Source organism: Dactylosporangium sp. CA-152071 (genome assembly GCF_050936335.1).
In the GTDB taxonomy this organism is placed as follows: domain Bacteria; phylum Actinomycetota; class Actinomycetes; order Mycobacteriales; family Micromonosporaceae; genus Dactylosporangium; species Dactylosporangium maewongense.
This window is the reverse complement of record NZ_JBNJMZ010000001.1, coordinates 1,205,734-1,218,008: the sequence shown is the minus strand read 5'-3', so window position 1 is coordinate 1,218,008 and position 12,275 is coordinate 1,205,734. Positions and strand designations below refer to the sequence as shown.

11 protein-coding genes are annotated in these 12,275 nt (G+C 70.9%); 5 read left to right on the top strand and 6 right to left on the bottom strand.

Features of this window, described 5'->3' with window-relative positions:
- Positions 1-5: 5 nt before the first annotated feature.
- The 5 genes from ACQEVZ_RS04950 to ACQEVZ_RS04930 all read right to left on the bottom strand — a co-directional run bounded on the left by ACQEVZ_RS04950 (position 6) and on the right by ACQEVZ_RS04930 (position 4,004).
- A complete protein-coding gene (locus tag ACQEVZ_RS04950) occupies positions 6-335 on the bottom strand; it encodes a hypothetical protein (protein WP_433361833.1) in 330 nt (109 codons plus the stop codon).
- A gap of 17 nt (positions 336-352) precedes the next feature.
- Positions 353-1,144, bottom strand: coding sequence for a carbohydrate ABC transporter permease (locus ACQEVZ_RS04945; protein WP_433361831.1), 792 nt, complete (start codon positions 1,142-1,144; stop codon positions 353-355).
- Positions 1,141-1,983: a carbohydrate ABC transporter permease gene (locus ACQEVZ_RS04940; RefSeq protein ID WP_433361828.1), complete on the bottom strand. Its 843-nt coding sequence runs from the start codon at positions 1,981-1,983 to the stop codon at positions 1,141-1,143. Before ACQEVZ_RS04940 ends, ACQEVZ_RS04945 begins: the two co-directional genes overlap by 4 nt.
- A gap of 2 nt (positions 1,984-1,985) precedes the next feature.
- Positions 1,986-3,269 (bottom strand): ABC transporter substrate-binding protein, encoded by a 1,284-nt coding sequence (locus ACQEVZ_RS04935; protein ID WP_433361825.1) that lies wholly within the window; start codon positions 3,267-3,269, stop codon positions 1,986-1,988.
- A gap of 177 nt (positions 3,270-3,446) precedes the next feature.
- A complete protein-coding gene (locus ACQEVZ_RS04930; RefSeq protein ID WP_433361822.1) occupies positions 3,447-4,004 on the bottom strand; it encodes an NADPH-dependent FMN reductase in 558 nt (185 codons plus the stop codon).
- Between the two features lie 154 nt (positions 4,005-4,158).
- On the opposite strand from ACQEVZ_RS04930, the gene ACQEVZ_RS04925 reads away from it, so the two are divergent.
- From ACQEVZ_RS04925 to ACQEVZ_RS04915, 3 genes are read left to right on the top strand one after another with little or no spacing between them, the layout of a single operon-like run.
- On the top strand, positions 4,159-4,530 hold the full coding sequence (locus ACQEVZ_RS04925) for a winged helix-turn-helix transcriptional regulator (RefSeq protein WP_433361819.1): 372 nt from the start codon (positions 4,159-4,161) through the stop codon (positions 4,528-4,530).
- A 56-nt stretch (positions 4,531-4,586) separates the two neighbouring features.
- Positions 4,587-5,375, top strand: a complete 789-nt coding sequence (locus ACQEVZ_RS04920; protein ID WP_433361816.1) for a hypothetical protein — start codon at positions 4,587-4,589, stop codon at positions 5,373-5,375.
- The gene (locus tag ACQEVZ_RS04915; protein ID WP_433361813.1) at positions 5,372-5,803 is read left to right on the top strand and encodes a GntR family transcriptional regulator; all 432 of its coding nucleotides are present in this window, start codon (positions 5,372-5,374) and stop codon (positions 5,801-5,803) included. Before ACQEVZ_RS04920 ends, ACQEVZ_RS04915 begins: the two co-directional genes overlap by 4 nt.
- Positions 5,804-5,908: 105 nt before the next feature.
- Here ACQEVZ_RS04915 and ACQEVZ_RS04910 read toward each other — a convergent pair whose 3' ends face one another.
- Entirely contained in the window at positions 5,909-6,934 is a 1,026-nt protein-coding gene (locus tag ACQEVZ_RS04910; protein ID WP_344511104.1) for a LacI family DNA-binding transcriptional regulator, read from the bottom strand.
- Positions 6,935-7,127: 193 nt separating this feature from the next.
- Here ACQEVZ_RS04910 and ACQEVZ_RS04905 point away from each other — a divergent pair, with 193 nt between their 5' ends.
- Together ACQEVZ_RS04905 and ACQEVZ_RS04900 are read left to right on the top strand one after the other, a co-directional pair.
- Positions 7,128-8,933: a glycoside hydrolase family 127 protein gene (locus tag ACQEVZ_RS04905; protein WP_433361809.1), complete on the top strand. Its 1,806-nt coding sequence runs from the start codon at positions 7,128-7,130 to the stop codon at positions 8,931-8,933.
- Positions 8,934-8,959: 26 nt separating this feature from the next.
- Positions 8,960-12,268: a galactose-binding domain-containing protein gene (locus tag ACQEVZ_RS04900; protein WP_433361806.1), complete on the top strand. Its 3,309-nt coding sequence runs from the start codon at positions 8,960-8,962 to the stop codon at positions 12,266-12,268.
- Positions 12,269-12,275: the final 7 nt, after the last annotated feature.

The following is a 12,275-nucleotide window of genomic DNA, read 5'->3' as shown; positions in this document are numbered from 1 at the left end:
CGGGCTCAGCGGCCGCCGGCGACGAAGGTGAGGGCCTCGTGGGCGAGGGGGGTCCAGGGCTCGTCGGTGGTGGGGGAGAGGGTGAGCCACTCGCGCATCGGTCTGCCCTTGTCGGCGTCCCAGCGGTCGCCGTGGCCGGCGGAGACGAGGGCGTCGACGCGGGGTTTGGGGAGCTTCAGGACGAGGCGGTCCTGGACCAGCATGGCGAAGATCTTGTTGTTGACGCGCAGGGCGGCGGCGCCGAAGCCGGTGCCGCCGGTCGCGCCGGGGAGGGTGACGCCCGGCTCGGTGCCGAGCTCGTCGGCGAGCGCGTCGAAGCGGTCCTGCGGGGTCACCGCGTCACGGTACCCGATCAGCCCTTCAGGGCACCCTTGACGAAGCCGCGCACGTAGTACCGCTGCAGCAACAGGAACAGGAGCACGCATGGCACCGCGGCGGTGACGACGCCGGACAGCAGGGTGCCGTGGTCGACGGCGCCGAGGCTGCCGGACTGCAGGTTGAACAGGGCGACCGGCAGCGTGAACTTCTCGTCGTCGGTGATGAAGATGAGCGGGGCGACGAACTCGTTCCACGAGGCGAGGAACGAGAACAGCGCGACCGTCACGATGCCGGGGACGACGCCGCGGAGCAGGACGTGGCGCAGGACGCCGGCCGGGCCGCAGCCGTCGATGAGGGCCGCCTCGTCGAGCTCGACGGGCAGCGCCTCGAACGAGTTGCGCATCATGAACAGCCCGAACGGCAGCTGGAACATGGCGAGCACGAGCGCGAGGCCGACCAGCGAGTTCTGCAGGCCGAGCCAGTCGAGCATGATGTACAGCGGGATCAGGATCGTGCTGTGCGGCACCATGAGGATGCTCAGGGTGGCCATGAAGAGCAGGTTCCGGCCGCGGAACGAGAAGCGGGCGATCGCGTAGCCGCCCAGGGTCGTGGCCACCACGGTGACGGCGACCGTCACGAGGGCGACGAACGCGGTGTTGCGCATGTAGACGGGCAGGCCGCTGCCGTACACCAGCAGCCGCCGGTAGTTGTCGAGCCCCAGCTGCCCGGTGCCGGTGCGGCCGTGCAGCGACGCCCAGAGCGCCCACAGCATCGGGGTCAGGAACAGCACGGCGAGCGCGGCGCAGGTGGTGATGCGGGCCTTCATCGGGCGCTCCTGAGGAATCGGACCTGTGCGCCGTTGACGGCGTACAGGACGGCGAGGATCCCCACGGAGATGGCGGCGGCGCGGCCGAGGTCCTGTGACGTGAACGCCTCGCGGTAGATGCCGATGACGACGGTCGCCGTGCCGTGGCGGCCGCCGGTGAGGATGAAGAACTGGTCGAACGCGAGCAGCGAGCTCGTCACCAGCAGCACGAGGACGAGGGTCATGGTGGGGCGCAGCAGCGGCAGCGTGATCCGCCGCATCATCTGCCAGCGGGTCGCGCCCTCGATGGTCGCCGCCTCGTACAGGAGCGGATTGATCGACTGCAGTCCGGCCATGATGATGACCATGTAGTAGCCCGCGAACTTCCACGTGATCATGACCGCGGTCGAGTAGAGCGCGTTGTCGCCGTCGCCGAGCCAGTCGACGCCGTCGCTGCCGAGCAGCGCGGCGAACGCGTTGAGCGGCGACGCGTCGTGGTTGAACATGCCGTAGAACAACAGGCTCGCCGAGGCCAGCCCGACCGCGGCGGGCAGGAAGAACACGGTCCGGAACACGGTCATGGCCGGCCCGGGGCGCTGCACGAGCAGGGCGAGCCCGAACGCCATCAGCCCGACGAGCACGGTGGCGACCAGGGTGTACTTGATGCTGAAGACGATCGCCCGGGTGAACAGGGGCTCGCGCAGCGCCTCGTAGTTCGCCACACCGTTCGGGGCCGAAGCGCCCAGCAGCGGCCAGTGGTTGAGCGACATCCACGCCATCAGGCCGAGCGGTCCGACGAACAGCACCACCACCAGCAGCGCCGTCGGCACGGCGTAGAGGAATCCGGACGACCGCCGCACGCTCAGCCCCCGCTCAGTGAGGTGGTGATGCTTCCGTTGTGCCGGTCGAGGGCGGCGCCGACGTCGCCGGGGCCGAACACCGCGTCGGCGACCGCTTCGATCCACGGGCCGTTGGGGTCGTTGAACGTCTTGCCGAACGCGACGGCGTACGGGGTCTGGCCCTTCCGCGCGATCGCCGTGAACGTCACCAGCCGCGGGTCCTGCTGGGCGTGGACGTTGTTGTCGAGGTCGCTGCGGACGGGCACGTAGCGGTTCTTCGCCACGACGTCGACCTGCGCCTGCTCCGACAGCGTCCAGGCGATGAAGTCCCACGCCTGGTCCGCGTGCCGGCTGTTGGAGCCGATGCCGAGCACGTCCCCGCCGACGAACGACGACGCGCCGCCTTCGAGGCCCGGGATCGCGGCGACGCCGACCTGCAGCCGCGACGCCTCCTCGATGTTGCGCAGGGCGGTGGCGCCCATCGGCTGGATGCCGATCAGCCCCTCGCTGAACGCCTGCGTCCACGACGGGCCGCTCTCGTTCTTCGCCGACCGGGGGACGAGGCCGTCGGCGTACATGCCGCGGTAGAACTGGAAGACCCGCGTCGCGTCGGCGCTGTCGAGCATCGCGGCGGTGCCGTCCTCGTTGAGGACCTTCGACCCGGACGCCCAGATCATCGGCCACGCCGTGGCGAACATGCAGTCCGGGCACGCGCCGCCGAAGTTGAACCCGTGCACGCCGCCGCCGAGCCCGTTGACCTTCGCGGCGAACTCGCGCAGCTCCCGCAGGCTGGCCGGCGGCCGGTCGCCGTCGAGCCCGGCCCGGATGAACAGGTCCTTGTTGTAGAACAACGCGGCCAGGTCGATGTCGTGCGGCACGCCGTAGGTGCGGCCGGCGTGCCGGACGGCCCGCATGTGCGACGGTGCGAGGTCCTCCCGGAACGGCAGCGTGGCGACCCGCGCCGTGATGTCGGCGAACACGCCCTGGGCGGCGTAGTTCGGCGCGTACACCACGTCGACGGCGAGCAGGTCCGGCAGCTGCCGGGTGCCGGCGGCCGCGCCGACGCGCTGCTGGTAGGAGTCCCCCGGCATGACCGTGAGCTTGACCTTGTTGCGGTGGCTGCGGTTGTACTGCTCGATGAGGGCCCGGCTGAAGGCCCCGGTGAGCGAGCGCGTCCACATGGTCAGCACCGTCCCGTCGTCGGTGGCCGCGGTCCCCGCCGGCACCGGCACGTCGTGCGCCCGCTGGCACCCGGCCAGGGCGAGCACGGCGACGAGCCCCACCACTCCGGCCTTGCATGAGCCCATTGATCGCCTCCGCTCCTCGCGGCATGTTAGCGGTCACATCGACGTTGTCAACACCACCGTCTGGACGTTAAATCTCGGCGATGCACTGGGTTTGTGGCGATGTGAGCGATAACCCGCGTTGGTCGCGTCGCCGGGGCGGCCCGGCGGCGCCCCCTCGCGCCGCCGGGCCTGGGTGGGTCAGACGCGCAGCTTCGCCAGGGCGTCGGACCAGGCGACGACCTGGCCGAGCGTGGCGTCCAGGGCGTCGAGCTGCGCCTGCCCCGGAGTGAGCCGGGTGAAGTTCTCGAAGTCCGTGTAGAACGACAGCGCGACCTGCGAGCGGACCGTGGCGAGCTGCAGCTCGGCGGCGATGAGCCGCAGGTGCTCCACGGCACGGGCGGCGCCGACCACGCCGTAGCCGACGAACCCGGCGGCCTTGTTGTTCCACTCGGCGTACAGGTAGTCGATGGCGTTCTTCAGCACCCCGGTCGTGGAGTGGTTGTACTCCGGCGTGACGAACACGTAGCCGTCGAAGCCGTCGATGACCCGCGACCACGCCTTCGTGTGCTCGTTGGCGTACCGGCCCGCCGACGCCGGGACGGGCTCGTCGAGGTGCGGCAGCGGGTGGTCGGCGAGGTCGACGATCTCGAACTCGGCGTCGTCCCGCCGGGCGGCGGTCTCGAGCACCCAGTCGGCGACGAGCCGGCTGTACCGGCCGGGCCGGACGCTCCCGACGATGATGGCGATCCTGGTCACGGGCTGCACTCCTCACGTTCGACGCCGCGCCAGTCGCGGCCTCTGTGTGGTGTCAGCGGTTCTGCAATACGCTGCATTTCCGGTCTGAATTCGGCACTTCGGGGTGCGTCGCGCACCTTGAGGTGCGTCTTGGCTTCTCTCAGGGGGAACTGGAATGACCACTTCCGACGACCTGTCCACATGTCAGGACGACGACCTTCGGGCGGTGGTCCGCGGGTTGCTGACGACGATCGGGGACAAGTGGACGCTCGTGGTCATCGCCACGCTGGTCGCCGGGTCGCGGCGGTTCACGGAGATCCAGCGGGGGATCGACGGCATCTCGCACCGGATGCTCGCGAAGACGCTGCGCGACCTGGAGCGCGACGGCCTCGTGTCACGCGAGGCGCATGCGGAGGTGCCGCCGCGGGTGGTGTACGAGCTGACGCCCCTCGGCCGCACGCTGCTCGAACCCGTCGACGGGCTGGTCCGCTGGGTGGGGGAGCACGGCCGGACCGTGCTGGCCCACCGGGCCCGCTTGACGTTGTAGCAAGTGTTGTACCATGATGGTGATACAACACTTGCGACAATCTTTCGGGAGTGCTCATGACTACGGCAGAAGAGCGGGCGGCGCGCGCCTGGCTGGTCGGCAACGGGCTGCCCGACGCGCCCGTGAGCGAGCTGCTGGTCGCCCGGCTCGCGGCCCGGCGGCGGGCGCGCCTCGCCGACCACGTGGTCCTCGCGGCGGTGATCATCGTGGCCGCGGGTGCACACGCGGCCAACTTCTCGGCCCCGGCGAGATCCTCGCCGGACCGGCCGGTGCTGCTGATGGTCCTCGGCGCGGCGGCCGCGGGGCTGCTGGTCTCCCGGCTGCTCATCGCGCGGTGGCTGGCCGCGGCCGACCGGAGGGCGGGGGCGGCGCTGCCGCGCCGGGCGGCGCACGCCGTGAAGCCCGGCTGGCGGGTGGTGCTCGGCCTGCCGCACGCCGTGTTCGGCCTCGCCACGCTCGGCGTCGCGGTCGTCCTCGCGCTCGGCGCGATGACCGTCGAGGAGCCGACGGTCTGGCAGGGCGGGGTGATCCTGCTCGTGGCGGTGCTCGGTGTCGGCGTGGGCAGCGCCGTGCAGCTGCGGCAGCTGCTGACCCGGCCCGTGGTGGCCGAGGACGAGGTGTCGCTGACCGCCGACGTCATCATGCGGGTCGAGGACGCCAGAGAGGCGACCGCCCCGGCCGTGCTGTGGTCGCTGCCGGTCGTCCTGCCGTTCGGCCTCGCGCCCGCCTGGTGGAACGCGGCCGCGGTGGCCGCCGTCGTCCTCGGCGTCGCCGCGCTCGTCCTGCTCCACGCCCGGACGCCGGGGAGCCTCGCCACGGCCCGGCAGGCAATGATCGTCCAATGATCGTCATCGACGCGGCCTCGGCCGTTCCGCCGTTCGAGCAGTTACGGGCCCAGCTCGCTGGGCAGATCCAGGACCACACGCTCCCGGTCGGGTTCCGCCTGCCGCCGATACGCAGCCTGGCGACGGACCTGGGCCTGGCCGCGAACACGGTGGCCCGCGCGTATCGGGAGCTGGAGGAGGCCGGCCTGATCGAGACCCGCGGCCGCGCCGGCTCGTTCGTGTCCGCCGCGGGCGAGGCGGGCCGGGAACGCGCCCGGCAGGCCGCCGCCGACTACGCCGCCGTGGCGATCAGCGTCGGCATCGACCTCGACGAGGCGCTGCACATCGTGGAGGCGGCGTTCACCGCGTCCGCCCCGATCGCCACCCGGCCTGCCCCGCCGCTGGCCCGGCCGAGCGCCCCCGGTCCAGGCGCCACCTCCGCCACGTGACCGGCGCTCCGTTGTGGAGGCCGCCAGCGCCCCCGCCGTCTCGCGGGAGGCGGCCTGATCGAGTGCCTTCGCCGTGTCACGGCCGGCGGCCAGGTGCTGGCGCCGTCAGCGGGTGACCGGGGCGACGCCGGTGGACTCGCGGACGACGAGGCGGCCGGGCTGGCGGACGACGCCCGAATGGTGGTCGCCGTCGAGGGCGGCGAAGAGGTGGCGGACGGCGGTGGCGCCGAGCTGCTCGAGGTTGAGGTCCACCGTGGTCAGTGGGGGGCGGCACTCGGTGGCGAAGACCTCCCAGTTGTCGTAGCCGACCACGGCCACGTCGTCGGGGCAGGTGCGGCCCAGGTCGCGCAGGGCCTCGGTGACGCCGGAGGCGATCTGGTCGTTGCCGCAGAAGATGGCGTCGATGTCGGGGTGCGAGGCGAGCAGCCGCGAGGTGGCGTGCCGGCCCCAGCGCTGCGACCACTGGCCGAAGAGCGGCTCGCCGACCAGGGAGAGGCCTGCCGACGAGAGGCCCGAGGCGAAGGCCAGGGCGCGGTCGCGGGCGGCGCGGTAGCCGTGGTCGCCGGTGATGTGGGCGATGCGTCGGCGACCCAGCGAGACGAGGTGCTCGGCGGCGAGGTGGGCGCCGCCGGCGTCGTCGGCGACGACGGACAGGTCCGCGGGGTCGTCGGACTCGCAGTACGCGTACACGACCGGCACGGGGATGCTGCGGGTCAGTGACGGGCGCAGGTCGTTGGCGTCGCCGAGGATGATGAACCCGTCGACCTGCCGGGCGAGCAGCGTGCGGATGTAGTGCTGGCGGCGGATGGCGTCGCCGCGGGCGTCGCAGAGCAGGACGCTCATCTGCTCGTTGCCGAGGGCGTTCTCGGCGCCGAGCAGGACCGGGATCGCGAAGCGGGCGGCCGACAGCTCGTCGGTGAGCAGGCCGATCGTGCGGGTGTTGCCCGAGATCAGGCCGCGCGCGAGCACGTTGGGCTGGAAGGACAGCTCCTCCGCGGCCTGCTGGACCCGCCGCCGGGTCGCCGGGGCCACCTCGTCGCGGGCGTTGAGCGCCTTGGAGGCGGTCGCGACCGAGACGCCGGCCAACTTGGCGACGTCGGTGAGGGTGACCTGCGCGCGTTTCCTGCTCACCAGCGGCCCTTCTCAAGCATCCGAAAACTTTTCGGCGAGCATACACATGCTCGGTTGCGTGTCACAACTGTCACAAACCGACATTCGGGTCAGATCAGCATCGTCGCGCGCAGGAAATCGACCGTTGACACGACGAGGCCATGCTGCCATCCTTCCGAAAAGGTTTTCGTAACACAGAAAGGTGGGTACCGCAGTGACGTCGGACGCCAGCGGAGGGCCGGTGCTCCCGTCCCGCGGGGTACTGCGGCCCGTCGATCCGCGACGGGTACGCATCACCGGCGGGTTCTGGGCGCAGCGCCAGGCGGTGAACGGCACCGCCACGATCGAGCACTGCCGCACCTGGCTCGACCGGCTCGGCTGGACCGGCAACTTCGCCACGACGGGCACAGGCACCGAGCGCCGCCGCGGCCGGGAGTTCTCCGACTCCGAGATCTACAAGCACGTCGAGGCGATGTGCTGGGAGTCCGTCCGCCCCGGCGGCACCGACCACTCGGCGCGGCTGGACGAGCTCACCGCCATGATCGCCGCCGCGCAGGCCCCCGACGGCTACCTGCACACCGCGTTCGGCCGGCCCGGCCAGCCCGAGCGGTACAGCGACCTGAACTTCGGCCACGAACTCTACTGCGCCGGCCACCTCATCCAGGCCGGCGTCGCCGCGGCCCGCACCGGCCTGGCCGGCGGCCTGCTCGAGGTGGCCCGCGGCGTCGCGGACCACGTCTGCGCGACCTTCGGCGACGAAGGGCTGTGCGGCCACCCGGAGATCGAGACGGCCCTCGTGGAGCTGTTCCGGGTCACGGGCGAGCAGCGCTACCTCGACCAGGCGGCCCGGTTCGTCGAGCGGCGCGGGCACCGCAGCCTGCCCGAGCACGAGTTCGGCTGGCGGTACTTCCAGGACGCCGTGCCGGTCCGCGACGGCGAGGCGTTCGCCGGCCACGCGGTCCGCGCGCTCTACCTCGCCGCCGGCGCCGTCGACGTGGCCGTGGAGACCGGCGACGACGCGCTGCTCGGCGCCGTGGTGCGGCAGTTCGACCGGACCCTCGCCCGGCGCACCTACATCACCGGCGGGATGGGCTCGCGGCACCTCGACGAGTCCTACGGCGACGACTTCGTGCTGCCGCCGGACCGCGCGTACTCCGAGACGTGCGCCGGCGTGGCCACCGTGATGCTCGCGCACCGGCTGCTGCTGGCGACCGGTGACCTGCGCTACGGCGACATCGTCGACCGGGTCCTGCACAACGTGATCGCCACCGCGGTCGCCGACGACGGGCAGTCCTTCTTCTACGCCAACACCCTGCACCAGCGGACCCCGACCGAGGCGGTGCCGCCGGACCGGGAGCAGCTGCGCTTCGGCGGCGGGCCGCGCGCCCCGTGGTTCGAGGTCTCCTGCTGCCTCAACAACGTCGCCCGGCTCGTCGCCTCGCTCGGCACCTACCTGGTGACGGAGGACGACACGGGCGTGCAGCTGCACCACTACGCACCGATGACCGTCGACGGGGAGCGGGTCACCGTCGAGACCGACTACCCCGAAGGCGGCACCGTCGTCGTCACCGCCGACCGGCCCGTCACCGTGCGGGTGCCGGCCTGGGCGGACGGCGCCACGCCGACCCGCGACGGCGACCAGGTCCGCCTGGACCTGCCCATGAAGCCCCGCTGGACGTTCCCCGACGCCCGCGTCGACGCCACCCGCGGCTGCGCGGCCGTCGAGGTGGGCCCGGTCGTCATGTGCGCCGAGTCGGTCGACCAGGAGGACGGCGTCACCCTCGACGACCTCCAGGTCGACACGTCCGTCGCCCCCGAGGCCACCGCCGTCAAGGGGCGCCTGCTGCACCGGGCCGAGCGCGGCTGGCCGTACCACGAGCTGCCGGAAGGGCGTGACAAAGCCGGAAGCCGCGAAGACAGTCCCGAAAGCTCCGATCCGATCGTGGTCACCCTTGTGCCCTACCACCGCTGGGCCCGGCGCGGGCCCTCCACGATGCGGATCTGGCTGCCCACCACCTGACCCCCACCCGAAATGGAGGTGACGCGATGCCACACCCCCGCTGGAAACTCAGGCTGGCAATCGCGTTGACGACCGCCCTGACCGGCTCGATCGGTGCCGCGACGCTGGCCGCCAACCCGGCGTCCGCGGCACAGACGATCGGCTACCCGACGTTCAACGGGCCGGCAGTGCCCGCACCACCGGTCGCGATGAGCACCGGCAACACCATGCAGGCCATCTTCGACGCGGAGAGCGGCGGCACGGACTTCTGGATGGACCGGCTGCTCGCGCGGCCCGGCAACGACCCCGCCGGCACCTGGCTGATGACCCGCGGCCGGGGCGTGTTCATGAAGACGCACACGCCGTCGACGCTCGGCTTCGGCGGTGACGTCGCGTACTGGGAGAGCATCAACGGGCAGGGCGCGTTCACCGTCACCGCCGGCACCGGCACCTGGACCGAGCAGGTGTCGCAGCGCTGGCAGGCGCCCAGCCACTGGAAGAGCGTCCACACCAACGGATCCCTGCGGATCAACCAGACGAAGTTCATCACCCACAACAATGTCGCCGTCGACAACCTGGCGATCACCAACACCGGCACCGCCTCGCAGACGATCGCGCTGCGGGTCACCTCGCCCTACGCCACGTCCGGCAGCGGCGACGAGCTGACCGGCCAGGTGGGCGTGAAGAACGCGCTCACCACCCTGTACCCGCGGCTGTCCGCCGACGGGTTCACCGCCACCAGCGGCGGGCTCAACCGGTCGGTGACGATCGCGGCCGGCGCCACCGTCACCACCAAGGTGCTGCTCGGCTTCGTCGCCAACGAGATCCCCGACTCGCTCACGGAGTACAACGCCTACAAGGGCTACAGCGCGGCGATCGCCTTCTCGACCCACGTGCGGGACTACAACCGCTGGTGGGCGGTGAACGTGCCGTACCTCGACGTGCCCGAGCCGGCCATCAAGAAGAACATCTACTACCGCTGGTGGCTGATGCGCTTCAACTACCTCGACGTCGACATCCCCGGACAGGACTTCCAGTTCCCGGTCTCGGTCGAGGGCGCGCTGGGCTACAACAACGCGATCGCGCTCACCCAGCCGATGCACATCGACGACCTCAAGTACCTGCGCAACGCCGCCTACTCCTACGGGCCGTGGCTGTCGGTCGGGCAGACGTCCAAGGGCGGCCGCTTCATGGACAACCCCGGCGACCCGGAGAACTGGTCCAACAGCTACACCCAGTACATCGCCGAGGCGGCCTGGCGCAGCTACCAGATCCACGGCGGGCAGCCCGCGATCGCCGGCAACCTCGCGAAGTACGCCGAGGGCGACGTGAAGGGCCAGCTGTCCTACTACGACCACAACAACAACGGCCTCATCGAGTACGACTGGGGCGCGCTCACCGGCAACGACGCCGACGCCGTGTCCTTCCACTGGCGCTCCGGCAACATGGACCGGGCCGAGTCCGCGTACGTCTACAGTGGAGCGCTCGCCGCGGTCCAGGCGTACACGGCGATCGGCAACACTGCCAAGGCCGCCGAGATGCAGGCGATCGCCGACCGCATCCGCAACGCCATCGTGTCGACGCTGTGGGACTCGACCAACAAGCTCATCGAGCACCGGCACGTCTCCACCAACGCGCTCGTGCCGTGGAAGGAAATCAACAACTACTACCCGTACTCGGTCGGCGCGATGCCCAACACCGACGAGTACAAGCAGGCGCTGCGGCTCTTCGCCGACCCCGCCGAGTACCCGGTCTTCCCGTTCTTCACGGCCAACCAGAAGGACAAGGCGGCCGCCGCCGCGGCGGGCCAGCCGGGCAGCAACAACTTCTCCACCATCAACTCCACGGTGCAGTTCCGCCTGTACTCCTCGGTGCTGCGCAACTACCCCAACCAGTGGATGTCCACTGAGGACTACAAGAAGCTGCTGTACTGGAACGCCTGGGCGCAGTACATCGGCGGCAACACCCAGTGGCCGGACGCCAACGAGTTCTGGGCCGACTGGAACGCCGGCACGAAGAACATCGACTACCGGTCCTGGATCCACCACAACATCCTCGGCAGCAGCAACTGGACCGTCATCGAGGACGTGATGGGCCTGCGGCCCCGCAACGACAACCAGGTCGAGCTGAGCCCGCTCAACATCGGCTGGCCCAACTTCGCCGCCAACAACCTGCGCTACCGCAACGCCGACCTCAGCGTCGTGTGGGACGACCCGGCCGACGGCGTCGTCAAGTACAGCGGCATCCCGCAGGGCTACTCCATCTTCGTCAACGGCACCCGCGTGGCGACCGTCGACAAGCTGGTCCGCCTGGTGTGGAACCCGGCCACCGGCGCGGTCACGTTCCCGGCCGGCGGCGGCGCGACCGTGCAGTTCAGCGCGGCGTACTCGGGCCTGCAGGCGCCGGCCCAGGTGAGCCAGACCAGCGCCCAGATGGTCGACATGTTCAACAAGGCCGGCGTCGACCTGACCTCGACCCTGCCGAACTATGCGCAGGGCGTGGCCACCTCCGCGTCCTACACGGCGAGCGGCACCGCCGGCGCCAACGCGGTCGACGGGTTCCCGATCAACGAACCGACGTGGGGCACCTACGGCTCGCCGAACGCCACCGACTGGCTGGAGCTCAACCTGGGTCAGGCGCGGACGGTCGACGAGGTGCGGCTGTGGTTCCGTAACGACCGGGCCACCAACCGGTACCGGCAGCCCAGCTCGTACCAGATCCAGTACTACAACGGCAGCGCGTGGGTGAACGTGGCCGCGCCGGTGAAGACGCCGGGCACGCCACGGGCGAACTACAACGTCGTCAACTTCACCGCCGTCAACACCACCAGGCTGCGGGTGCAGGTGACCCACGCGTCGGGCTTCAAGACCGCCCTGACCGAGGTCAAGGTGTACAACCGGGGCGGCGGCACCGTGCCCCCGCCGACGGGCGGCAACCTCGCCCTGAGCGCCACCCCGAGCGCGTCCTACACCTCGTCGTGGGAGAGCGTGGCCGCGCTCAACGACGGCATCGACCCGCCGAGCTCCAACGACACCGTCAACCCGCGCTGGGGCACCTGGCCCAACACGGGCGAGCAGTGGGGCCTGCTGACCTGGTCCTCCGCGCAGACGGTGAACGCCGCCGACGTCTACTTCTTCGACGACAACGGCGGGGTGCGGCTGCCCGCGTCGTGGAAGTTGCAGTACTGGAACGGCACCGCCTACGTGGACGTCGCCGGCGCATCCGGCTACCCGCTCGGCATCAACCAGTACAACCACGTGACGTTCACCGCGGTGAGCACCACCAGGCTCCGGGTGCTCCTGCAGAGCGGCACCGCGTCGGTCGGTCTGCTGGAAGTCAAGGTGACCGGCCCGTAACCCCAGA

Bases quoted from the DNA above. Each gene is read 5' to 3' on its own strand.
- ACQEVZ_RS04920 (WP_433361816.1), top strand. From the start codon at position 4,587: ATGACTACGGCAGAAGAGCGGGCGGCGCGCGCCTGGCTGGTCGGCAAC.
- ACQEVZ_RS04900 (WP_433361806.1), top strand. From the start codon at position 8,960: ATGCCACACCCCCGCTGGAAACTCAGGCTGGCAATCGCGTTGACGACC.
- ACQEVZ_RS04925 (WP_433361819.1), top strand. From the start codon at position 4,159: ATGACCACTTCCGACGACCTGTCCACATGTCAGGACGACGACCTTCGG.
- ACQEVZ_RS04945 (WP_433361831.1), bottom strand. From the start codon at position 1,144: ATGAAGGCCCGCATCACCACCTGCGCCGCGCTCGCCGTGCTGTTCCTG.
- ACQEVZ_RS04915 (WP_433361813.1), top strand. From the start codon at position 5,372: ATGATCGTCATCGACGCGGCCTCGGCCGTTCCGCCGTTCGAGCAGTTA.
- ACQEVZ_RS04935 (WP_433361825.1), bottom strand. From the start codon at position 3,269: ATGGGCTCATGCAAGGCCGGAGTGGTGGGGCTCGTCGCCGTGCTCGCC.